Source organism: Pedobacter sp. 22226 (assembly GCF_052045455.1).
In the GTDB taxonomy this organism is placed as follows: domain Bacteria; phylum Bacteroidota; class Bacteroidia; order Sphingobacteriales; family Sphingobacteriaceae; genus Pedobacter; species Pedobacter jeongneungensis.
The window spans coordinates 416,691-442,262 of sequence record NZ_JBQEPB010000002.1; the positions used below are offsets into that span (position 1 = coordinate 416,691).

At 40.3% G+C, this 25,572-nt stretch carries 20 protein-coding genes; 17 read left to right on the plus strand and 3 right to left on the minus strand.

The window, feature by feature from the left end:
- Positions 1-85: 85 nt before the first annotated feature.
- The gene (gene gap, locus ACTJKC_RS05200) at positions 86-1,081 is read left to right on the plus strand and encodes a type I glyceraldehyde-3-phosphate dehydrogenase (protein WP_440790590.1); all 996 of its coding nucleotides are present in this window, start codon (positions 86-88) and stop codon (positions 1,079-1,081) included.
- Here the strand turns inward: gap and ACTJKC_RS05205 are convergent.
- On the minus strand, positions 1,071-1,472 hold the full coding sequence (locus tag ACTJKC_RS05205) for a DoxX family protein (RefSeq protein ID WP_440790591.1): 402 nt from the start codon (positions 1,470-1,472) through the stop codon (positions 1,071-1,073). The genes gap and ACTJKC_RS05205 overlap by 11 nt on opposite strands.
- A gap of 259 nt (positions 1,473-1,731) precedes the next feature.
- On the opposite strand from ACTJKC_RS05205, the gene ACTJKC_RS05210 reads away from it, so the two are divergent.
- From ACTJKC_RS05210 to ACTJKC_RS05220, 3 genes are all read left to right on the plus strand, one after another.
- Entirely contained in the window at positions 1,732-2,169 is a 438-nt protein-coding gene (locus ACTJKC_RS05210) for a GNAT family N-acetyltransferase (RefSeq protein ID WP_440790592.1), read from the plus strand.
- 5 nt (positions 2,170-2,174) lie between these two features.
- The gene (locus ACTJKC_RS05215; protein WP_440790593.1) at positions 2,175-3,368 is read left to right on the plus strand and encodes a phosphoglycerate kinase; all 1,194 of its coding nucleotides are present in this window, start codon (positions 2,175-2,177) and stop codon (positions 3,366-3,368) included.
- Between the two features lie 197 nt (positions 3,369-3,565).
- The gene (locus ACTJKC_RS05220; protein ID WP_440790594.1) at positions 3,566-4,537 is read left to right on the plus strand and encodes a 3-keto-disaccharide hydrolase; all 972 of its coding nucleotides are present in this window, start codon (positions 3,566-3,568) and stop codon (positions 4,535-4,537) included.
- Positions 4,538-4,586: 49 nt separating this feature from the next.
- Here the strand turns inward: ACTJKC_RS05220 and ACTJKC_RS05225 are convergent, their stop codons facing one another.
- Positions 4,587-6,149, minus strand: coding sequence for a PepSY-associated TM helix domain-containing protein (locus ACTJKC_RS05225; protein ID WP_440790595.1), 1,563 nt, complete (start codon positions 6,147-6,149; stop codon positions 4,587-4,589).
- A gap of 252 nt (positions 6,150-6,401) precedes the next feature.
- A complete protein-coding gene (locus tag ACTJKC_RS05230) occupies positions 6,402-8,438 on the minus strand; it encodes a beta-N-acetylhexosaminidase (protein WP_440790596.1) in 2,037 nt (678 codons plus the stop codon).
- Between the two features lie 442 nt (positions 8,439-8,880).
- On the opposite strand from ACTJKC_RS05230, the gene mraZ reads away from it, so the two are divergent.
- From mraZ to ftsZ, 13 genes are all read left to right on the plus strand, one after another.
- Positions 8,881-9,348: a division/cell wall cluster transcriptional repressor MraZ gene (gene mraZ, locus ACTJKC_RS05235; protein ID WP_025144486.1), complete on the plus strand. Its 468-nt coding sequence runs from the start codon at positions 8,881-8,883 to the stop codon at positions 9,346-9,348.
- Positions 9,338-10,243 carry a 16S rRNA (cytosine(1402)-N(4))-methyltransferase RsmH gene (gene rsmH, locus ACTJKC_RS05240; RefSeq protein ID WP_440790597.1) on the plus strand — a complete coding sequence of 302 codons (906 nt, stop codon included), beginning with the start codon at positions 9,338-9,340 and terminating at the stop codon, positions 10,241-10,243. Before mraZ ends, rsmH begins: the two co-directional genes overlap by 11 nt.
- Complete coding sequence (locus ACTJKC_RS05245) at positions 10,240-10,662, plus strand: FtsL-like putative cell division protein (RefSeq protein WP_025144488.1); 423 nt, start codon at positions 10,240-10,242, stop codon at positions 10,660-10,662. The genes rsmH and ACTJKC_RS05245 overlap by 4 nt, the downstream gene beginning before the upstream one ends.
- Positions 10,652-12,754 (plus strand): penicillin-binding protein, encoded by a 2,103-nt coding sequence (locus ACTJKC_RS05250; RefSeq protein ID WP_440790598.1) that lies wholly within the window; start codon positions 10,652-10,654, stop codon positions 12,752-12,754. Before ACTJKC_RS05245 ends, ACTJKC_RS05250 begins: the two co-directional genes overlap by 11 nt.
- Before the next feature lie 183 nt (positions 12,755-12,937).
- A complete protein-coding gene (locus tag ACTJKC_RS05255) occupies positions 12,938-14,395 on the plus strand; it encodes a UDP-N-acetylmuramoyl-L-alanyl-D-glutamate--2,6-diaminopimelate ligase (RefSeq protein WP_440790599.1) in 1,458 nt (485 codons plus the stop codon).
- On the plus strand, positions 14,395-15,642 hold the full coding sequence (gene mraY, locus ACTJKC_RS05260) for a phospho-N-acetylmuramoyl-pentapeptide-transferase (protein WP_440790600.1): 1,248 nt from the start codon (positions 14,395-14,397) through the stop codon (positions 15,640-15,642). Before ACTJKC_RS05255 ends, mraY begins: the two co-directional genes overlap by 1 nt.
- 122 nt (positions 15,643-15,764) lie before the next feature.
- Positions 15,765-17,153, plus strand: coding sequence for a UDP-N-acetylmuramoyl-L-alanine--D-glutamate ligase (murD, locus tag ACTJKC_RS05265; RefSeq protein ID WP_440790601.1), 1,389 nt, complete (start codon positions 15,765-15,767; stop codon positions 17,151-17,153).
- 14 nt (positions 17,154-17,167) lie between these two features.
- Positions 17,168-18,355: an FtsW/RodA/SpoVE family cell cycle protein gene (locus ACTJKC_RS05270; RefSeq protein ID WP_344848974.1), complete on the plus strand. Its 1,188-nt coding sequence runs from the start codon at positions 17,168-17,170 to the stop codon at positions 18,353-18,355.
- 249 nt (positions 18,356-18,604) lie between these two features.
- Positions 18,605-19,708, plus strand: a complete 1,104-nt coding sequence (gene murG, locus ACTJKC_RS05275; RefSeq protein ID WP_344848978.1) for an undecaprenyldiphospho-muramoylpentapeptide beta-N-acetylglucosaminyltransferase — start codon at positions 18,605-18,607, stop codon at positions 19,706-19,708.
- Between the two features lie 107 nt (positions 19,709-19,815).
- The gene (murC, locus tag ACTJKC_RS05280) at positions 19,816-21,171 is read left to right on the plus strand and encodes a UDP-N-acetylmuramate--L-alanine ligase (protein ID WP_440790602.1); all 1,356 of its coding nucleotides are present in this window, start codon (positions 19,816-19,818) and stop codon (positions 21,169-21,171) included.
- The gene (locus tag ACTJKC_RS05285) at positions 21,164-22,381 is read left to right on the plus strand and encodes a cell division protein FtsQ/DivIB (RefSeq protein ID WP_440790603.1); all 1,218 of its coding nucleotides are present in this window, start codon (positions 21,164-21,166) and stop codon (positions 22,379-22,381) included. The genes murC and ACTJKC_RS05285 overlap by 8 nt, the downstream gene beginning before the upstream one ends.
- Positions 22,382-22,386: 5 nt before the next feature.
- Positions 22,387-23,745: a cell division protein FtsA gene (gene ftsA, locus ACTJKC_RS05290; RefSeq protein WP_344848984.1), complete on the plus strand. Its 1,359-nt coding sequence runs from the start codon at positions 22,387-22,389 to the stop codon at positions 23,743-23,745.
- 129 nt (positions 23,746-23,874) lie between these two features.
- Positions 23,875-25,506 (plus strand): cell division protein FtsZ, encoded by a 1,632-nt coding sequence (ftsZ, locus tag ACTJKC_RS05295; protein WP_344849532.1) that lies wholly within the window; start codon positions 23,875-23,877, stop codon positions 25,504-25,506.
- The last annotated feature ends 66 nt before the right edge of the window (positions 25,507-25,572 follow it).

Sequence of the window (25,572 nt, forward strand, 5' to 3'; positions counted from 1 at the left end):
TTTTATCATGTCTTTTCCATCTTACATTATAAGGGCTTTGCTTTCATAAATAAATACTAATTTTGCGCTCTAATTTTTAAGATAAATGAGGCTGGCAATAAATGGTTTTGGTAGAATAGGAAGAACATTTTTACGTTTGGCATTGGCTGAGGGATTCGAAGTGGTGGCAATTAACGATCTGGCAGATGCAAAAACAATGGCCCATTTATTTAAGTACGATTCGGTTCATGGCGTATTTGCTGATAAAGTTTCGGCTAAGCCGGATGCACTGGTGATTGGTGAGCTTTCTATCCCCGTATTTGCCATAAAAGAGGCCGATGAATTACCCTGGTCGGCATTGAGGGTGGATGTGGTGATCGATTGTACCGGTAAAAATTTAACCAGACAGGCGGCCGAAAAGCACATTACAGCAGGAGCTAAGCAGGTTCTCATTTCAGCACCGGCTGCAGATGATATCCCGATGGTGGTGTTGGGGGTTAACGATGATCAGATCGATCTGAAAAGCCCTATATTATCCAATGCAAGTTGTACAACCAATAACATTGCACCAATGATCAAAATCCTGAACGATAACTGGGGGGTAGAAGAAGGCTATATCACTACCATTCACTCGATGACGGGCGATCAGAACCTGCACGATGCCAACCATAAAGACCTCCGCAGGGCAAGGGCAGCATCTTCTTCCATTATTCCAACTACAACGGGAGCCGCAAAAGCCATTACGCACATTTTTCCGGAGCTTGACGGCCGATTAGGCGGTGCAGGCATCAGGGTTCCGGTTTTAAACGGATCTTTAACCGATTTTACCTGTCTTTTAAAAAAGAAAACAACCATCGGAGAAATTAATGCGGCCTTTAAATCAGCTGCAGATAATGAACTGAAAAACCTGCTCGAATACACCGAAGATCCAATTGTATCTGTCGATATTATCGATAACCCGCATTCGTGCATATTCGATTCCCTGTTAACCTCTATTGTTGGCGATCTGGTTAAGGTGGTTGGCTGGTATGATAATGAGTATGGTTACAGCAGCCGTTTAATCGATGTAGTGAAAAAAATTGATTTGCTTTCTAAAGCCTGATTTTAGATTTCTCTGTAGATTTTAATGCCCAATAAACCAATACCGGCTGAAAAAACAAGCGTAAAAAACGTTTACCGTCAGTATTGAGCCCAAAAGCACTGCGTTTATGGGTGTATTGAGAAATATTCCCTGGAAACACACCAACAAATAAGCCAGCAGCAATTTTGCCTGCCGTATCTTCATATTTTTTAGGAGTAATTACTAAGGCGGTGCCTAATGCAATTTCGACTAAACCTGAATAAACTACCGTATCGTCCTTTTTTAGCGGTACCCAATCTGGTACCTGTGCCCGGAAAGGTTTACGGGCAAAAGTTAAATGACCAATTCCGGCGGCAATTAAACCTGCCCCAAGTAGTATTCTGGCTGTTGTTTTGATGTTTTCTTCTTTCACTTTAATCCTGTTTAGATAATACATTACATACACTGTAGTTATCAACAAAGCACACTGGAGGTCTGTTTGCCATCATCTTAATTTTAGTTATTTCTGCTACCATTACATGTTTGTCAGATGGCTTATCTATCCAAAATGTTAACACTTTCTGTCCATTATTATTATTGGGTTTCAATTGCTTTATTAACTTTGCAAACGTTTGCGGCGCACTCTATAGCATTATCCTGAGTTCAGGTATAAGCTGATTGATAAAGAAAATATGGTTAAATTTATTCTTCCCGAAGAAGTTCTACCTTTAAGAAGCCTGGTTTTACGCAATGGTAAACCATTAGAACAGTGTGTTTTTGATGGCGATACCGCCTACGATACCTTTCACCTTGGTTTTTTAAAAGACGGAGAGATCAAATCGATCGCTACTTTTATGCGGAATGATTTTTTTCCGGAAGAGGGCGAAGGCTACCAGCTTCGTGGCATGGCAACGCATCCCGATGCTGGGGGGAAAGGCTATGGCGCTGCCTTGGTTACTTTTGCCATCGAATACCTGAAAGAATACAATACCGATTATTTATGGTGCAATGCCCGTTCAACTGCGGCCGCCTTTTATAAAAAGATCGGTTTTACTACCGAATCGCCAGAATTTGATATCCCGGGTATCGGTTTCCATTACGAAATGAAATTAAACTTAAAATCAAAATAATTAACATGAATACAATTGACCAGTTCGACTTTAAAGACAAAAAAGCCTTAATCAGGGTAGATTTTAATGTGCCTTTGGATGATGAATTTAAAATCACCGATGATAAAAGAATCAGGGCTGCTTTGCCAACCATTTCTAAAATTTTAAAAGATGGTGGTTCAGTGATCTTAATGTCGCACTTAGGCCGTCCGAAAGATGGACCAACCGATAAATATTCTTTAAAGCACATCCTAACTGATTTATCTGCTTTAACCGGTGTTGAAGTTAAATTTGCGGATGATTGTATTGGCGAAAGTGCCGTAAAACAAGCTGCTGATTTAAAACCAGGTGAAGTTTTATTATTAGAAAACCTGCGTTTTTACAAAGAAGAAGAAAAAGGTGATGTTGCTTTTGCAGAGAAATTATCAAAATTAGGTGATGTTTATGTAAACGATGCATTCGGTACAGCACACCGTGCACATGCTTCAACCTCAATTATTGCGCAGTTTTTCCCTGATGCAAAATACTTCGGTTATTTAATGGCTTCGGAAGTAGAAAATGCAGAAAAAATCCTGAACCATGCTGAAAGACCTTTTACTGCCATTATGGGTGGTGCCAAAGTATCAGATAAAATTCTTCTGATCGAAAAATTATTGGATAAAGTAGATAACCTGATTATTGGTGGTGGCATGGCTTATACTTTTGCCAAAGCACAGGGTGGCGAAATCGGTACTTCATTATTAGAAGCTGATAAACAGGAACTTTCTTTAGAACTGATCGAAAAAGCAAAAGCCAAAGGGGTAAACCTGATTTTGCCTGTTGATACCGTAATTGCAGATCGTTTTGCAAATGATGCAGATAAAAAAGATGTAACATCAGGCCAGATTCCGGCAGATTGGATGGGACTGGATATCGGCCCTAAATCAGTTGAATTGTTCCAGGATGTAATTAAAAACTCTAAAACTTTATTGTGGAACGGTCCGATGGGTGTTTTCGAAATGGAAAGCTTTCAGGTAGGTACCAAAGCAGTTGCTGATGCAGTTGTGGCAGCTACTAAAGATAACGGTGCATTTTCATTAATCGGTGGTGGCGATTCGGCCGCTGCGATTGCTAAATTCGGTTTAGAGGATGAAGTAAGCTACGTTTCTACAGGTGGTGGCGCTTTGCTTGAATATATGGAAGGTAAAGAATTACCTGGTGTTAAAGCCATTAACGGCTAAACGGCAATCCTGATATAAAGAGCCCTTGCAGATAAAATTCTGTAAGGGCTTTTTTGTTGGTTAAATTTCAGTTCACCCATTTTACCAGATACTTGCACCTGATCAAAATAAGTTTTACCTTTCTTAACATTACCAGGCATCAAATTAATAATGAGATGGCTTAAGAAATAATAAACTACCCAATAAATATTAAACCTATGAGAAAGAAAGCCTTTTTGTTATGCCTGAGCTGTTTGCTGATGGCCGGCATAACTGAAAAAACATTTGCAGGAAAAAGAGTGAAACCTGCTCACATCCAGATGCTTGCTGAGCCAAAGGAACTGATTGGCCGATGGGACATCACCATCGATATAAATGGAAAACCAGCACCCGCCTGGCTGGAGGTTAAACTTTCTGGCGTAAAAACGTTGGTGGGCTATTTTGTATCTACTGCAGGAAGTGCACGTCCGGTTGCTGAAGTAAAATTTACCGGCGATAAGTTTAAATTCGAAATTCCGCCTCAATGGGAAAGCGGTACAGCCAACCTAATTATGGAGGGAAGTTTAACAGATGATGGTATTAAGGGCACCATGACCGAATGCAATGGTAAACAATACAGCTGGAAAGGTGTTAAGGCACCTTATCTAAAAAGAACAACTGCAACATGGGGCAAGCCGGTCAATCTTTTTAATGGCAAAGATCTTTCTGGATGGAAAGCCAGCGGACAAAACCAATGGGTTGTAAAGAATGGTATTTTAACTAGCCCAAAACCCGGATCTAACCTGATTACAGAACAAAAGTTTAGTGATTTTAAACTTCATGTTGAATTTAAATATGCAAAAGGAGGAAACAGCGGGATCTATTTAAGAGGCCGTTATGAAGTGCAGATTGAAGACAGCCCAAAAGATGCACACCCCAACAGCGTATTATTCGGTGGCGTTTATGGGTTTCTGGCTCCAAACGAAATGGTAACTTTAGGTCCGGATGAATGGCAAACATACGATATCACCCTTGTTGGCCGCTTGGTAACGGTAGTAGCCAATGGCAAAACCATTATCAGTAACCAGGAAATTCCCGGAATTACCGGAGGGGCATTGGATAGTAATGAGGGCGAACCCGGCCCAATTTATCTTCAGGGGGATCATGCGCCTGTCGAATTTAGAAAAATTGTGATTACTCCCGCGAAATAATCGAATTGAATCATGGTGTCAGATATTACCATCTGACACCTGAACTACACTAAAAAACTTCAAAACCTGTATTCAGCAGCAGCATATAAACAGCTAAATAGCAAATCAAAAAAGCGGTTGATAATGCAAAATACTTGGTTACTTTATGGCTTCCTTTTTTAAAAGGAAGTAAAAATAGTATATTAAATATTTCAGATAATAAGGCACATATAAAATTCAGGCAGACCATTACGCAACTAAATGCCACCACAAAAATGGCCGGCTGTATAATAATACCCGAAGGAAGTCCGTATAATGCACCCATTATAAAACTGACTGCAAGAATTATCCCGGCATACTTAAAACCCGATTTAAACTGGATAATAAAATACCTTCCCAGTTTGGGCAATGGTAATCTAATTTTCGCGGGTTTTAGTTCTTTTTCAGCTACAGGAGTTTCCGGTTGCCCATCCAGTACCAATTGCTTTTTCTTTCCCTTCTTTTGTTTTTTATAACGCGGCCACCAGATAATAAATCCCGTTATAAAAAGTGCAAGCGGCATTAAACCCGCAACAATAGCGATTATCTGCGTTGGCCTTCCTCCAAAGCTACCGTAATGGATCGGGGTTAACCAACTCAGATAGGCATTACCCACATTTGGAAAATCCTTGCGGCTATTCAATAAAGTTTTTCCGGTATATTGATCAACAATTAACATTTCCCTTTTTCCAACCCTGGGCAAATTGCCGCTTACTACATCGATGCGATAGGTACCCGTTTTATCTGCCGGGAAAGCCATACCGCCTATGTAGCCGTTTGGCATTTTTTCTTTTGCTGCGGCAACAATATCTTTAAGCGGAAGCGGAACCGCCTGTGCATGCCATGCCGATTTTGCGCCCAACAATTTGGCAACACCCTGCGGCGATTTACCACTCAATAAGAACAATAACGGGATAACCAATGTAGAAAAAGTAATGGAAAACCCGGTTAAACTTAATATGGCTACAATAGGAGAGGAATAAAAACCCAATGAGTTATGCCAATCGTAATTCTGTCTTTTAAACGAACCACTAAACCTTACGGTAAGTACTGCTTTTAGTTGTTTCCATTTCCTGGGGATCCATAAACGCAGGCCCGAAATGGTTAAAATTAACAGGCAAAGTGATGCCAAACCGCAGATATACCGGCCTGCAACAGGAATAAGGAGCGTTCTGTGTAGTTCGGTCACTATGCGGATAAAAGAACTGGTATAGATTCTTTTCCCACTTATTTTTCCATTGTATGGATTGATAAAGGTTTGTTCATTTGTTTTTAAGTTGGTAATGCTATAAGCCTCGTTGGGATTTTTCACCTCGCCAAGGAACAGGTAATCTATTTTTAATGTCGGGTTATTCTTTTTGATTAAGGGCACGATTTCCTCAACAGGTATTTTTTGTTTCTGGGCCACTACTTCGAAAAGTTCCGGATTCAGGGGCCGGTCAATTTCATCCTGAAAAACAAGAATACTACCCGTAAGACCAATAAAAGCTACAATTGCCCCGGCAATAATGCCAATATATAAATGCCATTTGCCAAACCATCTTTTCTGATGTTTTGCCCAGTTTAAACTTTTAGAATTAGTTTCCGATTTCATTTTAGAGCGCAGTTAACCGCTGTATTAATTTGTAAGGTATTACATTACAAAGAAATCGTTTTATATGCATTGATGCAAATTATATTTAATCAGTCTAAATAAGTTGATGTTTATTTGGGTTAAGTTTATGGATCGCTCTGAAGTGATAATGTCCCAAAGGGTCGTCATCTCGACTGAAGCGTAGCGCAACGGAGAGATCTACCTCGAGATATTTCTCTACTACGTTGCATTTCGCCCTTAATGAGGTGAATTCTATCTCGGCTCTATCACATTCAACCGATCAAACGGGCTTAAATTATAAGTGAAGTTTCCTTTGCTATCTGTGCCGTTAATGCCTTTTACACTTGCCCGTAACGTGTATTTTGCTTTAGGGTTATAGTTATTCAGTTGTAAATGGTACAAAAAGCTCTTTGTTTTATGTGTTCCCCTAAATTTATCAGCAATTCCTATATGTTCATCCTGAACCACAACCTTTCCGTTTTCCAGCAACTCCACTTTTTTAATTTCCATAAAATTAGCCCCACTGGTATGATAAAAGCCTGCAATAATCCGCCCGTTGGCATATGTTTTTTTAGTTACATCCCATTCTATGTTCTGGTAATCATTGGTCAGCTCCTCAGGTTTCCATTTGCCCGTAATATATCCGCCAGGTTTATAATAGTCAATTTTTAGCGCATCTAAACGACTGAGGTTTAAATTAAGACGATCTTTAAATAGGTTCAGGTCACGATTTCCCTTAGGGATCCAGCCAATTTCAGCCAGCGCCAAAAGCCTAGGGAAATTTTGTACATTCATATCTTTCAGCTCCTGGGTTATCGCTGTCCATTGGTTGGCCTGTACACCCAGAACAAATTTTGATTCTTCATCGTTTAATCCCGTTTCTGGTTCGTAATTATATACTTTTTCTAACGAATTGATATTGCCATAAGCCAGATCAGTCATGGTACCGTCATTGCGGTCGGCCTGGGTAATATCAAAATAAAACGGATCAGTAGGCGTAGCCACCGCATAAAAACCATTTTTAGCTGCATCGGCAATCGCCTCATCACCCAGCCACGACATGATTGCGGTTTCCTTCGTCAGGTTTTTCTTATCGCTTAAAATGTCGTTCCAGCCAATCGGTTTTTTACCCTTTGCTTTGATAATGGCCGAAACACGGCTTGCAAAATAACTTTGAAGCTCATTGGTGTTTTTTAACGACTTCTCTTTCATAAAAGCCTGCACATGTGGTTCCTTTTCCCAAAGCACATGGCGCACCTCATCGCCACCAAAGTGAATGTATTCTGCAGGAAATAATTGAGCAAGTTCAGTAAAAACTCCATCTAAAAATTCGTAAACCTTTTCATTGGTCGGATCCAGAGTATTTGGCGTGAATTGATTGCCCCAGTGCGACCAGGAATCTAAAAACGGAAAGATATAATCCGGCTTGTGGTTTTGGTTTACGCCCAATTCAGGGTAGGCGAGCACCGTTGGCCACGAATGTCCCGGAACATCAATTTCCGGAATGATCCTGATGTTTCGAGCTGCGGCATACTTAACCAGTTCGCGGATCTGATCCTGGGTGTAAAAACCACTTCTTTCTGCAGGTTGATTTGAGCTTGCATCGAAAACCGTCGTTTTTGCTGAAGTAAGCTTAGGATATTTTTTGATTTCGATCCTCCAGCCCTGATCGTCGGTTAAATGCAAATGGAGCACATTTAATTTGTAAAGCGCCATCACATCCATGTATTTTTTCATTACATCCACGCCATAAAAAGTGCGGCTCACATCCTGCATGTATCCGCGCCAGCTGTAGCGTGGTTTATCAGTAATCTCACCACAGGGGATAGTCCAGTTTGCTTTATTGGTCTTTTTGCCTTCAATAGCTACAGGCAATAACTGCCTTAAAGTTTGCGTCGCATTAAAAATACCGGCGCCTGTTTTGGCATAAACCTTAATAGATTGCGGACTAATTTTTAACCGATAACCTTCTTCTCCCAAACTCTTTAGAGTGTCTGACGTGATAAAAAATACACCCTGTTTTTCCTCTATTAAGGCTGCTGTTTTAAAATTTAATCCGGTGCTCTTTTTTAATAATGCGGTAAATATACCTGTAGGTGCTAATGCATCCTTACTATAATAAAATGTGGTACCGGGTTTGAGCTCAAATTTGCCCTGAGCTGCTATTACCGATAGTGGTTTTGGGATAATGTGGTTTAAAGAAAGGTTGCCTGGCTCCGCTTCCTGCGAGAAGCAGACTGAAAAACTGATACTTAATAGGAGTGAGATTTTTAGAATTTTGGTTATCATTTGTGAGATTTTGTATTGGTTATTTATCCAAATTAGAGATAAACAATTAATAAAAAAAGACAAAATACCGGTCAAACGTTTGCGTAATCGTTCTGAATTTACACGATGATTAAAGCATACTGCTTTTTTTAAAAAGAGATCATATTTGAACGAAAAATGGGCAGATCCCCCACCTTTTAAATGCTATAAATGAGCGGATTTCGATCAGAATCCGAAAAATATGGGTGAAAATGGGCAGGCATGACACTTTATAATAAAATTTTTTAATCGGCTAATTATCAGTGTTTAATGGGTTTTAAGGTGTGCTGATTGGTTTATTCTGAGTATATTGTGACGCCCTTAATGTAACAAAAAGGATGTGGAAAACTTTTTTGTGGTAAAAAGTGGTAAAAAGTGGTAGAACTCTTTACTTTTACACTAGATAAAAAGTGTAGATACCACTATGACCCAACTTTTAGGAGAATTCGATTGTAAACTTGACGCAAAGGGCCGCCTTATGGTACCTGCTGCGCTTAAGAAACAATTGCCTAATGCCGAGAATGATGGGCTCATTATTAACCGTGGTTTTGAGAAAAATCTGGTGATCTACCCCAAGCAAGTTTGGGATGCTGTTGTGGCCGATCTGGCCAAGCTTAATATTTACGATCAGGAAAACCGTGCCTTTGTGAGGGCTTTTACCCGTGGAGCAACCGAGCTTTCGCTTGATGCTGCCGGCCGTGTGCTTTTGCCTAAATCGCTGGTAGAGTATGCAGGTATCGGTAGCGATCTGGTATTGGCTTGTCAGTTGGATCGTATCGAGGTGTGGGACAAAAAATCATACGAAGATATTTTTGATGATGTTCCGGCCAATTTTGCAAGCCTTGCTCAAAAAGTAATGGGCGATAAGAAAGGAGGCGCTGATGGCGAATAATTACCATGTTCCTGTAATGTTGCAGCCTTGTATTGATGGTTTAAATATCAAACCTGATGGGGTGTATGTGGATGTTACCTTCGGTGGCGGCGGTCATTCGAAAGAAATTTTAAAACATCTTGGCCCTAAAGGTAAACTGATTGCTTTTGATCAGGATCCTGATGCGCAGGCTAATATCCCGGCTGATGACCGTTTTATTTTTATCGATCAGAATTTTGGTTTCTTAAAAAATAACCTCCGTTTAAAAGGTTTCAGGCAGGTAGATGGTATCCTGGCCGATCTTGGTGTTTCCTCGCATCAGTTTGATGTGCCGCAACGTGGTTTTTCTATCCGTCATAACGCTGATCTCGATATGCGTATGGATCAGCACCGCGATTTAACTGCTGCAGAAATACTAAATACCTATACGGAAGATAAACTGCATAAAATTTTCGGGATTTATGGTGAGGTGAAAAATGCAAAATCATTAGCTCGTGCCATTGTTACTTCGCGTTTGGAGCAACCTTTTACTGATATCGACAGTTTAAAATCGGCTATTGCATCTTATATCCCGAAAGGAAAAGAAAATAAATATTTGGCGCAGGTTTTTCAGGCGCTGCGTATTGAGGTGAATGCTGAAATACAGGTGCTTGAGGATTTTTTACAACAAGCGGCTGAGGTGTTAAAGCCCGGCGGTCATTTGGTGGTGATGTCGTACCATTCATTGGAAGACAGGCCGGTAAAAAACTTTATGGCTAAAGGTAAATTTCAGGGCGAGGTGGAAAAAGATTTCTTCGGAAACCAGCAAAAGCCATTTAATGTGATTACACGTAAGGCGATTGTGGCCACGGATGAGGAGATTGCTCAGAATAACAGGGCCCGCAGTGCGAAACTTAGAATTGCAGAAAAGATATGAACAGGTTTAGGGAAGAGATAGAGGAAGAAGAGATTGGGCCCGAACCAGAGCTGAAAGCTGCGCCCAAACGGCCAAAAACTGCTGAAGAAAAAATGGACAGTAATTCATTTATCAGCAAGCTTTTTAATGATGGATTAGTAAGTAAAGAGGCGGCAACTGATGCGCTGCCTTATTTGTGTTTTTTGGCCCTTTTGGGAATGGTGTACATTGCCAACAGCCATTTCGCGGTAAACAATGTTCGCCGTATTGATAAATTAAATAAAGAAGTAAAAGAATTACGATGGGAGTATAAATCGCTAAAGGCCGACCTGATGTTTAAAAGCAAATTAACAGAGGTTGCTAAAAAGGTTGATACCCTTGGGATAAAAGAACTGATTGAACCACCAAAAAAAATAATTGTTAAAAGCGATGAATATTAGAGCAAACATCTTGCTTCGTGTATATCTGGCATTTGGCTTAATTGTGCTTTTTGCTTTCGCGGTGTTTTTACGCCTCGGTCAGGTGCAGTTTGTACAAGGAAAAAAATGGAAAGCTATGGCAGATAGTCTTTCTACACGATACGTTAATGTAGAGGCTACCCGCGGAAATATCTATTCTAATGATGGCAGTTTGTTGGCTACCTCTATACCTGAATACGAACTGCGCATGGATATGTTTGCCGGTGGTATTGCCGATGATAAGGTATTTAACGAGAAAGTAGATTCACTGGGTTTTAAACTCTCAGAACTTTTTAAAGATAAAACCCCTAAAGAATATGCCCGATATCTGCGTTTGGGCCGTCAGGATAGTGCCCGTTATTTATTGATTCACCGTAAAGTGGGTTATGCTGATCTTAAAACCATCAGGTCTTTTCCGTTATACAACATCGGTAAATTTAGCGGGGGCTTAATCGCCGTTCAGCAAAACAAGCGTATTCTTCCTTTTCAGGCTCTGGCTGCCCGTACCATTGGTTACAAAAATGAAAATGTTAAAAATGGCGTAGGTTTAGAAGGTGCTTATAAAGAATACATCAACGGTGAAACCGGAAAAAGATTGATGCAGCGTATTGCAGGTGGGGTTTATATCCCGGTTAACGAAGAGGCTGAAGTAGCGCCAAAAGATGGTGCCGATATTATTTCGACCATCGATGTGAACATGCAGGATCTGGCACAAAGTGCTTTAGAAAAACAACTGATCAAATCGCAGGCCGACCATGGTGCGGTGATTGTGATGGAAGTGGCTACAGGCGAAATCCGTGCAGTAGCCAATTTCTCCAAAGTAGAAGAGGGAGTGTATAAGGAAAAGTTTAACTACGCCATTGCGGGTAACCAGGATCCGGGCTCAACTTTTAAACTGGCTTCATATATGGCTTTGCTGGAAGATGAATTGGTTGATACCAATACTATGGTTGGAACGGGTACTTATAAAATCCCTGGTCATACAATTAAAGATTCTCACGGAAGCATCGGTGTGGTAACTGTTAAAAAAGCATTTGAACAATCCTCAAATGCAGCAATTGCATATCTGATCAACAGTAAATATGGTGCTAACCCTATAAAGTTTACTGATCATTTATATGATTGGCATTTGAATGAAAAAATGGGTTTGCAGATTCCTGGGGAAGCGATGCCGGCGGTAAAGAATCCAAAATCTAACAAAAGCTGGAACAAAAATATGACCCTGCCTCAAATGGCTTACGGTTATGAAATGCAGCTTACGCCGTTAAAGATGCTTACCATGTATAACGCGGTGGCAAATAACGGCAAAATGGTAGCGCCAATTTTTGTAAAAGAGATCAGGAGGTTGGGCAATCCGATCGAGCAGTTTAAGGCTAGGGTAATTAACGATAAAATCTGTTCTGATGTAACGTTGAGTAAGATCAAAAAAATGCTTGAAGGCGTGGTGACAGAAGGTAGCGGAAAGCGATACGTTTACAATTCGCTATATCCAATCGCAGGTAAAACAGGTACGGCCCAGGTAGCTGATGCAAATAAAGGATATAGGGCAAATAAGCAGTATCAGGCTTCTTTTGTAGGTTATTTTCCTGCTAATAGACCAAAATATTCTATGATAGTGGTGGTTAATGATCCAAAAGGCGATTATTACGGTGGATCAGTGTCAGGGCCTGTGTTCAGGGAAATTGCCGACCGCATTTACGCCAGCGATATGCAGATGTACAACGATGTGCCAAAGCGCTTGGTGGGGAATACAGGTAATCCGCCAACAAAGGCAGGACAGAGCAAAGCGACTCAGAAAGTATATAAAGCATTTGGTTTTAAACCACTTTTTGCCTCAAAATCGGAATATTACAATATTATAGATACCAGTGCCGGAACAATTTTTCAGGAGAACAACGAGCGTAAAGGTGTAATGCCAAATGTTGCGGGTATGGGCTTGAAAGATGCGTTATACCTTTTAGGAAATGCAGGTTTAAAAACCAGGGTTCTGGGATCAGGAAAAGTAGTCAGCCAATCCATTATCGCCGGAACGAAGGTGGGTAAAGGAGTTGGTGTACAAATAGAGTTAAATTAAATGATAGAATGGGGAGTTTTGAATGAGTGAATGTTTTACAGGCTATAGCCACATTCTATCATTCTCTAATTCAATCATTCAATAAAATAAGTGATTAAATGAATAAATGATAGAATTATAGAATGACATGGTAGCAATTAAGCATTCAATCATTCAAAATTCAATCATTCAATAAATAACAAAATGCAATTACAGGATTTACTTTACGGCGTAACGATTAAAGAATTGGTTGGAAAAACCGATAGGGAAATCAATGCGCTTAATTTCGATTCGCGTAAAGTAGGAAAAGATGATGTTTTCTTCGCTGTAGTTGGCACGGTTGCAGATGGTCACCAGTTTATTGATCAAACCGTAAAACAGGGTGCGGGGGTTATTATTTGTGAGAATTTGCCGGAGATTGACGATTTTACCGTAACCTACGTTAAAGTAGAAAATACTTCGGTGGCGCTGGGCATTATAGCCGGCAATTATTTCGGGAATCCATCTGCAGATTTAAAACTGATCGGCATTACCGGGACAAACGGAAAAACCACCATCGCCACAATTCTTTTTAAATTATTTAAAGATTTAGGTTATAAAACTGGACTGCTATCAACGGTAGAAAATTACATCAATGATACCGTAGTTACTGCAACACATACTACACCAAATCCGATTGCATTGAACGAACTGTTAAGACAAATGGTTGATGCAGGTTGCGATTACTGTTTCATGGAAGTGAGTTCTCATGCCGTATCGCAACACCGAATAGAGGGTTTGACATTTGCCGGAGGGGTATTTTCAAATATCACACATGATCATTTAGATTTTCATAAAACCTTTGATGCTTATCTGAAAGCTAAAAAAGCATTTTTTGATGGCTTGCCAAAAGCTGCATTTGCATTAACCAATATCGACGATAAAAACGGTATGGTGATGCTGCAGAATACTAAAGCCTATAAAAAAACTTATGCGCTAAAACAACTGGCCGATTTTAAAGCAAAGATTATCGAAAATCAGTTCAGTGGTCTGCATTTAGATATCGATAACGAAGATGTTTATTTCAAACTGGTAGGTTCTTTTAATGCCTACAACCTTTTGGCAGTTTACGGAACAGCAGTTTTGCTGGAGCAGGATAAATTAAAGGTATTAACCTTGTTAAGCCGTTTATCTGGTGCAGAAGGAAGGTTTGATTACATCACTTCGGCTGATAAAATTATCGGTATTGTTGATTATGCCCATACGCCGGATGCTGTTCAGAATGTATTGAGCACTATTGCTAATATCCGTAAGGGTACTGAACAGGTAATCACCGTGATTGGTTGTGGTGGAGACAGGGATAAAACCAAACGCCCGATTATGGCACAGGTGGCCTGCGATTGGAGCGATAAAGTGATTTTAACATCTGATAATCCGCGTACCGAAGATCCGCAAACGATCATCAGCGAAATGGAAGAAGGTGTTTCACCAACCAATAAGCGTAAAACCTTATCCATTTTAGATAGAAAAGAAGCCATAAAAACTGCATGCCATTTGGCAAAACCAGGAGATATTATCCTTGTAGCAGGTAAAGGACATGAGAAATACCAGGAAATTAATGGCTTAAGGAACCATTTTGATGATAAAGAAATTTTACTTGAACAATTAAAACCAATCAGCTAATGTTATATTTATTATTCGAATACCTGCATAAGCATTACGATATCCCCGGGTTGAGGTTGTTCCAGTACATCACGTTCCGTGCTTCCGTTTCTATTATTTTATCGCTGATCATTACCACGGTTTATGGTCGCAGACTAATCGATTTTTTGCATAAAAAACAGGTTGGCGAAACAGTAAGGAATTTGGGCCTTGAAGGCCAGATGCAAAAACAGGGTACCCCTACAATGGGTGGTATTATTATCCTGTTGGGCATTTTGATTCCTACCTTACTATTTGCCAATATTTCTAATATCTATGTGATTTTGATGATCATCACCACGATCTGGATGGGGGCAATTGGCTTTTTAGATGATTATATCAAAGTGTTCAAAAAGAATAAAGAAGGTTTAGCAGGTCGTTTTAAAGTGGTTGGTCAGGTTGGCTTAGGATTGATTGTTGGTACCACCATGTATTTCCATCCGAATATTGTGGTGAGGGAAACTGTTCAGGATAATGTGAAAAATACTTCTTCTGTGCCAATGGTATTGCGCCAGAAAGGTGAAACTTTTTATTATACCCAGGACGTAAAATCGACCAAAACCAATATGCCTTTTTATAAGAACAATGAGTTCGATTACGCCAAAGTATTAAAATTTTTGGGTGGCGATTATCAGAAATATGCTTTTATCATTTTTCTGGCTTTTACTGTATTCATTATTACAGCGGTATCCAACGGGGCAAATATTACCGATGGTATTGATGGCCTCGCCACCGGAACCTCGGCCGTAATAGGGATAACACTTGGTATTCTGGCATATGTATCGGGTAATACGATAATGGCCGATTACCTCAACATTATGTATATCCCTAATTCTGCAGAGCTGATGATTTTTGCAGGTGCATTTGTGGGGGCATGTGTTGGTTTCCTTTGGTACAACTCTTACCCCGCTCAGATTTTTATGGGCGATACCGGAAGTTTAGCCATTGGCGGCATCATAGCTGCTTTTGCATTAATGATCCGTAAAGAATTGTTGATCCCGATTTTATGTGGAATCTTCCTCGTAGAACTCGTGTCGGTAATTATGCAGGTATCTTATTTTAAATATACCAAAAAGAAATTCGGCGAAGGACGAAGGATTTTCCTGATGTCGCCCCTGCACCACCATTACCAAAAGAAAGGTTATCACGAAGCCAAAATTGTAACACGTTTCTGGATCATCGGAATCATGCTCGCAATTATGACAATAGTGACGTTGAAGTTAAGGTAGGTTGAAAGGTTAAAAAGTTGAAGGTTTAAATGTTGAAAAAAACTAAAGCTAAAAAGAAAATAATAAAAAAATAAACGTGGTGGTATTGCTGTCTTGATACTCACCACTCAATACTAAAAAAAATGAGCACAAATAATACTACATCAGTCAATACTACGTCAGCAATGGCAGGGCATGGCCGTGTGGTAATTCTTGGTGCAGGCGAAAGTGGAGTGGGCGCCGCAAAACTGGCTCAGACGAAAGGTTTTGATGTTTTTGTATCCGATTATGGTGTAATTACCGATAAATATAAATCTGCTTTAGAAAAACTAGGCGTTCCTTATGAATCTGAACAACATACCGAAGAACTCATTTTGAATGCTACGGAGGTAATTAAAAGTCCTGGGATTCCGCCAACCGCACCGATTATTAAAAAATTGGTATCGAAAGGAATTCCGGTGATTTCAGAAATTGAGTTCGCCAAAAGATACACCGATGCCAAAACCATTTGTATCACCGGTTCAAACGGAAAATCGACCACCAGTTTGTTAACCTATCACATTTTAAAAAATGCAGGTTTAAATGTGGGTTTGGCCGGCAACATTGGTCAGAGCTTTGCCGCGCAGGTGGCTACAGAAGATTACGAATACTATGTTTTGGAAATCTCGAGTTTCATGCTCGATGATATGTTCAAGTTTAAGGCCGATATCGCGGTTTTACTGAACATCACGCCAGATCATTTAGACCGTTACGAATATAAACTGGAAAATTATGCTGCATCAAAAATGCGCATTGTTCAAAACCAGACAGCAGCAGACGTTTTCATTTACTGTGCCGATGACGAAGAGAGTTTGAAAGCCATTGCGTTAACCAAACCTCAGGCCAAAACCTATCCATTTTCAATTGTAAAAAAAGTTGAAAGTGGTGCTTATTTAGAAGAAACTACAATACATATCCTTACAGAACCAAATAACGAACTAACCATGTCTATTTCAGATTTAGCCTTACAGGGCAAGCACAACATTTATAATTCTATGGCATCAGGCATCGTGTCGAAAGTTTTAGAATTAAGAAATGAAACCATCCGCGAAAGCATGGGCAATTTCAAAAATATTGAGCACAGGTTAGAGCATGTGGCCAAAATTTCGGGAATTGATTTCATCAACGACAGTAAAGCAACCAACGTAAATTCTACCTGGTATGCTTTGGAGAGTATGACCAGCGACGTGGTGCTGATTATGGGCGGTGTTGATAAAGGAAACGATTACAACATGCTTAAAGATCTGGTAAAAAGTAAGGTAAAGGCCATTGTCTGTTTGGGTAAGGATAACAAACGGATCCACGATGCTTTTGAAGATGATGTTGACGTAATCGTGAACACTTTTTCTGCAGATGAAGCCGCACAGATTGCTTTCCATTTGGCCAAGCGTGGCGATGCGGTATTATTATCGCCGGCCTGTGCAAGTTTCGATTTATTTAAAAATTATGAAGACCGCGGTAACCAGTTTAAAGCGGCAGTTAGAGAATTATAATAGGAGGCTTAAATATGTTTCAGGCGTTACTTAATAAAACAAAAGGCGACAGGTGGATCTGGTTGATCATCATCCTGCTTTCGCTTATATCAGTAATGGCTGTATATAGTGCAACAGGTACCCTGGCCTATAAAAAAGGAGAAGCCGTAGAAAAACTTCTGCTTACCAAGCACCTTATTTTTGTGCTGATGGGTATCGGGATGATTTACATTGCCCACCTGCTCGATTACCGCTATTATGCCGGTATTTCGAAGGTTTTAATGATTGTAACCATTCCTTTGCTCTTTTATACGCTTATATTCGGTACCAATTTAAATGATGCTTCGAGGTGGGTTAAAATTCCCGTAATCGGATTAACATTTCAAACTTCCGATTTAGCGAAACTGGCATTAATTACCTTTTTGGCGCGCATGCTTACCAAAAAGCAGGAAAATATTAAAAACGTAAAAGAATCATTTATACCAATTATGGGGTCGGTTTGTGTGGTGTTTGTTTTAATCGCACTGGCCAACTTATCTACCGCCTTAATGCTGTTTGGTGTAAGTATTTTGCTGTTAATTATCGGCAGGATCAGTATTAAACAGATTGCCATTGTTTGTGCGGGCGGCTTCGTGCTGCTATTGTTCGTTTTCTTTTTGGGCCCAAGGAGAAAAACATACATGTCGCGTATTAATACATTTATGCATCCCGAAATGCAGCATTCAGACAAAACTTTCCAGGCAGATCAGGCAAAAATTGCCTTAGCTACTGGTGGTGTTTTTGGTAAAGGACCAGGTAATAGTACACAGCGCAATTTCCTGCCACATCCGTATTCCGATTTTATTTTCGCCATTATTATTGAAGAATGGGGAACGGTGGGAGGAATTGTAATCATGATACTATACCTGGTGCTTTTATACCGATGTATCAAGATCGTAACCCGGGCACCCAAGGCTTTTGGGGCGTTGCTGGCAGCAGGATTGAGTTTCAGTCTCACCATACAAGCCTTTGCAAACATGGCCGTAGCTGTAGGTTTGGGCCCGGTAACAGGGGTGCCGCTTCCGCTGGTAAGTATGGGCGGTACATCAATGATTTTTACCAGTGTGGCCTTCGGTATCATTTTGAGCGTAAGCCGCGATGTAGAAGAAAATGCAAAACTGACTACGAAAGAAGAAAAAACAAATAATAAAATAATCGTTGGAGAGATTCCGGCGATTGCATAGATCGCTAGTCCGTCATTGCGAGGAAGTATGACGAAGCAATCTATTTAAAGAAAATATTAAAGAAATAACCACAGGGGCCATAGAGGAAGACACAGAGATACACAAAGAAATGTTTATACAGTTGTTTAATCTTTGATACCTCGGCAGTAAATATTCGTGCCTTGGTGCCCTTGTAGTGAAAAAATAAAGCTTAGTGCGCTCTGCGGAAAACTCAGCGCTCTTTGCGGTTAAAATAAATAAATATTAAAAATGAATAATTCCCCAAAAATTATCATATCAGGTGGTGGCACCGGCGGGCACATTTTTCCCGCCGTAGCCATAGCCAATGCGCTAAAGCGCTTGGTGCCCGCTTGTGAAATTTTATTTGTGGGCGCCAATGGCCGTATGGAAATGGAAAAAGTTCCTGCTGCCGGATATAAAATAATCGGTTTAAATATCAGTGGAATGCAGCGCGGCTCCATCGTTAAAAACCTGTCGCTTCCCTTTAAGGTAATTGGCAGTGTGCGCCGGGCAATACAGATCATAAATGATTTTAAACCCGATGCAGTGGTGGGTGTGGGCGGTTATGCCTCCGGACCTTTATTGTATGCAGCCTCTTTAAAAGGGATTCCGTACCTCATCCAAGAACAGAATTCTTATGCAGGTGTAACGAATAAATGGCTGGGCAAAAAAGCATCAAAAATATGTGTGGCTTTTGATGAAATGGATCAGTTTTTTCCTGCAGACCGAATTTTAAAAACCGGAAATCCTGTACGCAAAGAAGTGGTTGATATTAAAGGTAAGCACCATGCTGGTGCTGAGTTGTTAAAACTCGATCCTTTAAAAAAGACCATTATGGTTACCGGAGGAAGTTTAGGTGCCGGAACACTAAATAAAGCAATTGAAAAACATTTGCCCGAAATCCTCGCACAAGATGTGCAGGTGATCTGGCAAACAGGAAAATATTATTACCAGGGGATTATTGAAAGGTTAGGACTTGAATATCATCCTAACGTTCGCATCCTCGAGTTTTTAAATAAAATGGATCTGGCTTATGCCGCTGCAGATGTAATCATTAGCCGTGCCGGGGCAGGAACCATTGCTGAACTTTGTTTAATTAAGAAACCGGTAATCCTGGTGCCTTCGCCTAATGTGGCAGAAGACCATCAAACCAAAAATGCGATGGCTTTGGTAAAAAACGGAGCGGCACTTTTAATTAACGACCGTTCTGCTGAAGATACCTTGGTTAATGAAGCACTGGCACTGTTAAACAATAAAGAACAAAGCGACAAGCTTGCAGAAAACATAGGTAAAATGGCCCTGCCCGAAGCCGACGAAATTATTGCGGGCGAAGTATTAAAGTTGATTAAATAAGAGATATGAAAATAAAGATGTGAGATATGAGAAATTAGATTTGAGATAGGCGTTATGTCGCATTCTCAGGTCTCAAATCTCACATCTGGCATCTCAAATCTAAAAAAATGGAATTAAGTAAAATAAACAGGGTTTTCTTTGTAGGTATCGGTGGTATCGGCATGAGTGCGCTTGCCCGTTATTTTGCTAAACGCGGACAAGTGGTTTGTGGTTACGATAAAACCCGCACCAGGCTCACCGAAACATTAGAACAGGAGGGAATTTTGATTACCTATCTTGATGACGATGCTTCCTTGCCCTGTGCATTTTTAGATCATCATGAAGATACCCTGGTGGTATATACGCCAGCAATTCCAAAAGATTCGAAAATTTTAAATCATTTTATTGATAAAGGTTTTTCGCTTAAAAAACGTTCAGAAGTTTTGGGTATCATCAGTAAAGGCATGTTTTGCATCGCCGTTGCCGGGACACATGGTAAAACCACTACGTCATCCATTGTGGCTCATATTTTAAAAGATACCGGTTACGATTGTACAGCCTTTTTGGGTGGCATAACCAGTAACTACAATAGCAATGTACTTTTTGGCGATAATAATGTGGTGGTGGTAGAGGCTGATGAATATGATCGCTCTTTCCTTACCCTGCACCCCGATGTAGCTGTGGTGACCTCGATGGATGCCGATCATTTGGATATTTACGGAGATAAAAGCCATCTTGAAGAATCGTTCAGGTTGTTTGCAGGTCAGCTTAAGGCCAAGGGTACATTGTATGCACACGAAGGATTGCCCTTAGAAAACAGCATCAGTTACGCGGCAAGCCCTACAGCAACAGCAAAGGCTGAAAATTTACGTGTAGAAGGATCGAAATTTGTATTCGATTATACCGATGCCACGCAAAGCATAAAGGATATCAGTTTGATGCTTCCGGGAAAACACAACGTAGAAAATACAACTGTTGCCATCGCCATCGCTTTACAATTGGGTATTGATGCAGAAAAAGTAAAACAAGCCGTTGCTAACTTCAAAGGAGTGAAACGCCGTTTCGAATATATTGTTAACAATGGCAGCCAGATTTACATTGATGACTATGCGCATCACCCTGAAGAACTGAAAGCCTGTTTTGATGCCGTACGTCAATTGTATCCGGATAAAAAATTAACCGTGATTTTTCAGCCGCACCTGTTTACACGCACAAGAGATTTTGCAGATGAATTTGCAAAAGTTTTAAGCACGGCCGATGAACTGTTGCTGTTGGAAATTTATCCTGCAAGAGAATTGCCCATTGAAGGCATAAATGCACAGTTTTTACTCGATAAAATCACGTTGTCGGATAAAAAAATATGTGGAAAAGATTATGTGGTTCAGCACATTAAGGATACAAAACCTGAATTAATTTTAACAGTAGGTGCGGGCGATATCGATACCATTATAGAGCCCCTTAAAAATACATTAAACAATGCTTAAAAGGATAAACTGGAGCGCAATTTTTACCGGCTTTGCCTGGCTGATCAGCCTGGCAGGGGTGGTGGTGCTTTTGAGTTTCATCAACGTGAAAAAGCAGACGGTTAAATGTACCGATGTTAAAATCCTGATCCCGGGTGCCGATAATTTTATCGAGCGAGAAGAAATTGATGCCATCCTTAAAGAAGATCAGGGGGTATTATTAGGTCGCAACCTCGAAAATATCAATATCCATAAAATAGAGAAAAAACTGCAGTCTAACCCCTACATCGGCTTTGCAAAGGTTTATGTAGATATGGACGGTATATTGCATATCGAAGTAAAACAAAGACAACCTATCCTCCGCATTTTGAATGAGAACGGACAGGATTTTTACATTGATAACGATGGACTGAAAATGCCTATTTCATCAAACTTTACGGCTAACGTATTGGTGGCAACAGGCCACATTAGCGAGGTTTTTGGTAGTCGTGTAGATACTTTGCATACGCAATTGGCAAGAGATTTGTATAAAACCGCTCAATACATTAAAAAAGATACGCTTTGGGATTCACAAATCGAACAAATTGTGGTTGATCAGAAAAATGATATCGAACTGATTCCGAGAGTTGGCAATCAGCGCATCATTTTAGGTGATGCAGATTCATTAGAAAAGAAAATGAAAAACCTTTTATTGTTTTATAAAAAAGCAATGCCGCAGGTAGGCTGGGATACGTATAAAACCATCAATATAAAATATACCAACCAGATTGTTTGCGAAAAAAGAGATTCAACAGGTTTAGGAAAAAAAGCAAAAACATTTTCGGCAGCTGATAGTTTGAGGATACAGCGGAATGTAACTGATTCACTGATCAGAAATACCATTAGTTCGGTAATGGACGATCGCCCTGAAGCCGATCAGCCAAAAGCCATAGAACCTAAAAAGCCCGAACCTAAAAAAACCGAGCCAAAAAAGGTAGAAATAAAAAAGGTAGAGCAAAAGAAGGTTGAACCTAAAAAAGCCGAACCGGTTAAAACAGAAACAAAAAAACCGGTAGTTGTGCTGGCCAAACCAAAGGAAACCAAACCAGCGGATAAAAAAGAAAAACCGAAACAAACGGGAACAACACAGCCAAAGCCGGCAAAATCTGAGGCGCAATTGAAAAAAGAGAAAGAAGCAAGAGAAAAAGAAATCAAAGCCCTGGAAAAACAGTATAAAACTCAGCAAAATTAACGAATATGGACAAGGCAAAATTTACCAGTCAGTCGCCCATTGTAGTAGGATTGGATATCGGTACTACAAAAATTTGTGTTATCGTTGGTCGTAGAACACAACACGGTAAGATAGAAATCTTAGGAATAGGCAAGGCAGAATCAGCGGGGGTAACACGTGGAGTGGTTTCTAACATTCAAAAAACCGTACAGGGTATTGCTCAAGCAGTTGAAGTAGCAAGCGGACAATCCAATGTAGAAATACAGGTGGTAAATGTGGGTATTGCGGGTCAGCACATTAAGAGCTTACAGCACAGAGGAATTTTAACAAGAAGAGAATTAAACAACGAAATCGGTAAAAGAGACATCGATAAGCTGATTGATGATATGTTTAAACTGGTAATGCCACCGGGTGAGGAGATCATCCATGTATTGCCGCAAGAATTTACCATCGATAACGAACCGGGAATCAAAGATCCTATCGGTATGGCAGGAGTACGCCTTGAAGCTAACTTCCATATCATTTCTGGTCAGGTTACTGCCGTAAAAAACATTATCAAATGTGTAAACAATGCAGGCTTACAAACTCAGGATTTAATCCTGGAGCCATTGGCTTCTTCCGAATCGGTGTTGAGCGAGGAAGAAAAAGAAGCTGGTATTGCATTGGTTGATATTGGTGGTGGTACTACAGATATTGCCATTTTCCACGAAGGTATTATCCGCCACACCGCAGTGATCCCCTTTGGTGGCAACAGTGTTACCGAAGATATCAGAGAAGGTTGTTCAGTAATGCGCAACCAGGCTGAGTTATTAAAAACACGTTTTGGTTCTGCACTTGCTGAGGAGAACAAAGAAAACGAAATCATCTGCGTTCCTGGCTTACGTGGCCGCGAACCAAAAGAAATTTCAGTTAAAAACCTGGCTTACGTTATTCAGGCCCGTATGGAAGAAATTATTGAGCACGTATATTACGAGATCAAATCTTCAGGTTACGAGAAAAAATTAATCGGTGGTATCGTAATAACCGGTGGTGGTGCTTTGCTGAAACACTTATCGCAGGCTGTAGAATATGTAACCGGTTTAGATTGCCGCATCGGTTATCCGAACGAGCATTTATCTAAATACGAAGATATGCCTAAAGCCATTTATGATGATTTGAAAAGCCCGATGTATGCAACCAGTGTTGGTTTGCTGATCAAAGGAATCCAAAAGGCAGAAGAACTGATTGAAGAGATGAAACAACCGGGTGTTTTTGTAGAAAAGCCCAAAACAGCAAAGGAAAAAGAAAAACGCGGACCAGGTTTGTTCGATAAATTACTTGCAAAAACAAGAACTTTCATTCAGGATGATATGAATGTAAGTGATGAAGATTACTTAAAAAGTTAATTATTTTTCCACAAAGAAAGAGTTTTCCACATTATTAACACTTGTGGAAAACGTCTGTTGAAAAAGTGTTAATATTACATTGAGTAATGAACAGATTTAAAAATTTTTAAACAACTGATTCATAAAGATATGCAGTTCGAAATGTTAAAAGATAAGTCTTCAATCATCAAGGTAATTGGTGTTGGAGGCGGTGGCGGCAACGCAGTGAACCATATGTACCTTTCAGGTATCACTGGTGTGGATTTTATTATTTGTAATACAGATGCCCAGGCTTTGGAATCTAGTCCTATACCTAACAAGGTACAATTAGGCGCTAGTTTAACCGAAGGTATGGGGGCTGGTTCTATTCCTGAGGTGGGTAAAAACTCGGCGATAGAAAATATAGATGATATTAAGGCAATGTTAGGCAATACCACAAAAATGCTGTTTATTACAGCAGGAATGGGTGGTGGTACCGGTACAGGCGCCTCTCCGATTATTGCCAAAGCCGCTAAAGAACTTGATATTTTAACTGTTGCCATCATCACAACCCCGTTTTCTTTCGAAGGAAAAAGACGTAGGTTGCAGGCTGATGAAGGAATGGAAGAGTTAAAGAAATACGTAGATTCTTACCTGGTGATCTCTAACGACCGCCTGCGCGAAATCTTCGGAAACTTAACCTTAGGTTCTGCTTTCGGTCAGGCCGATGATATTTTAACAACCGCTGCTAAAGGGATCGCAGAAATCATTACTGTTCCGGGTTATATCAACGTGGATTTTAAAGATGTGCGTACCGTAATGAAAGATAGCGGTGTGGCCATCATGGGTAGTTTTGCTGCCGAAGGTGAAGACCGTGCTCTACAGGCTGTAGAAGGTGCTTTGGCTTCTCCGCTTTTAAAAGATAACGAAATCGAAGGTGCCCGTTACATTTTATTAAACATAAGTTCTGGTTTACGTGAAGTAACCATGGATGAAGTTTCGATCATTACCGATTACATCCAGGAAAAAGCAGGCTTATCAGCCGATTTAATCTGGGGTAACTGTACGGACGAATCTCTGAGCGATAAACTTTCGGTAACCATTATTGCTACCGGATTCCAGACTTCAGAAGAACGCGTAAAAGAAGAAAAAAATAAAAAGAAAATATCACTTTTAACCCCGGAAGAAGCACCGTTGGTTCGCCCTGTTGAGCCCGTAAACTCTTTCATGCAGCCAAAAGAAGTTCACTCATACGAACCTGTTTTAAAAGCTAAAGAAGAAGTATCGCAGGCAGATCTTTTTGGTGGAATGTTCAATAAATCAGAAGCTCAGAAAAATCAGGAGCCTGAAAATAATGTAGTTCGCCATACCTTAATAGAAGAAGAGCCGCATGTTGAAGAAGCACAGGAAACCGGATTTGAATTTGAGGTAAAACTGGCCGAAACCAATTTTGTGTTCGAAACACCGGTAGCCCAGATGCCGCCAATGCCGGAGCCTGAGCCAGAAATCGAAATGCCGGTTGTTGGTTTAGACGACGATAAAAACGACGAATCGATGGAAGAGCAGTTGAAAAAATCTAAAGAACGTATCTTACGTTTAAAAGATTTAAGCATGAAATTGCGTACCACCAACGGTTTACAGGAGCTTGAAAACGAACCTGCTTACAAACGCAAACAAATGCAGTTGCAACAGGTACAGCATTCATCTGAATCGCAGGTGAGCCGCTTTACTTTAAGCAACGATCAGGATGGCGGTACAGAAATCAGACCGAACAATTCTTTCTTGCACGATAACGTTGATTAGATCAAACCAAATATAATTTTAAAGCCCCGATGTAAAACCGGGGCTTTTTTGGCATAAAATTAGCGT

Bases quoted from the DNA above. Each gene is read 5' to 3' on its own strand.
- gap (WP_440790590.1), top strand. From the start codon at position 86: ATGAGGCTGGCAATAAATGGTTTTGGTAGAATAGGAAGAACATTTTTA.
- ACTJKC_RS05210 (WP_440790592.1), top strand. From the start codon at position 1,732: ATGGTTAAATTTATTCTTCCCGAAGAAGTTCTACCTTTAAGAAGCCTG.
- ACTJKC_RS05215 (WP_440790593.1), top strand. From the start codon at position 2,175: ATGAATACAATTGACCAGTTCGACTTTAAAGACAAAAAAGCCTTAATC.
- ACTJKC_RS05220 (WP_440790594.1), top strand. From the start codon at position 3,566: ATGAGAAAGAAAGCCTTTTTGTTATGCCTGAGCTGTTTGCTGATGGCC.
- ACTJKC_RS05225 (WP_440790595.1), bottom strand. From the start codon at position 6,149: ATGAAATCGGAAACTAATTCTAAAAGTTTAAACTGGGCAAAACATCAG.
- ACTJKC_RS05230 (WP_440790596.1), bottom strand. From the start codon at position 8,438: ATGATAACCAAAATTCTAAAAATCTCACTCCTATTAAGTATCAGTTTT.
- mraZ (WP_025144486.1), top strand. From the start codon at position 8,881: ATGACCCAACTTTTAGGAGAATTCGATTGTAAACTTGACGCAAAGGGC.
- rsmH (WP_440790597.1), top strand. From the start codon at position 9,338: ATGGCGAATAATTACCATGTTCCTGTAATGTTGCAGCCTTGTATTGAT.
- ACTJKC_RS05245 (WP_025144488.1), top strand. From the start codon at position 10,240: ATGAACAGGTTTAGGGAAGAGATAGAGGAAGAAGAGATTGGGCCCGAA.
- ACTJKC_RS05250 (WP_440790598.1), top strand. From the start codon at position 10,652: ATGAATATTAGAGCAAACATCTTGCTTCGTGTATATCTGGCATTTGGC.
- ACTJKC_RS05255 (WP_440790599.1), top strand. From the start codon at position 12,938: ATGCAATTACAGGATTTACTTTACGGCGTAACGATTAAAGAATTGGTT.
- mraY (WP_440790600.1), top strand. From the start codon at position 14,395: ATGTTATATTTATTATTCGAATACCTGCATAAGCATTACGATATCCCC.
- murD (WP_440790601.1), top strand. From the start codon at position 15,765: ATGAGCACAAATAATACTACATCAGTCAATACTACGTCAGCAATGGCA.
- ACTJKC_RS05270 (WP_344848974.1), top strand. From the start codon at position 17,168: ATGTTTCAGGCGTTACTTAATAAAACAAAAGGCGACAGGTGGATCTGG.
- murG (WP_344848978.1), top strand. From the start codon at position 18,605: ATGAATAATTCCCCAAAAATTATCATATCAGGTGGTGGCACCGGCGGG.
- murC (WP_440790602.1), top strand. From the start codon at position 19,816: ATGGAATTAAGTAAAATAAACAGGGTTTTCTTTGTAGGTATCGGTGGT.
- ACTJKC_RS05285 (WP_440790603.1), top strand. From the start codon at position 21,164: ATGCTTAAAAGGATAAACTGGAGCGCAATTTTTACCGGCTTTGCCTGG.
- ftsA (WP_344848984.1), top strand. From the start codon at position 22,387: ATGGACAAGGCAAAATTTACCAGTCAGTCGCCCATTGTAGTAGGATTG.
- ftsZ (WP_344849532.1), top strand. From the start codon at position 23,875: ATGCAGTTCGAAATGTTAAAAGATAAGTCTTCAATCATCAAGGTAATT.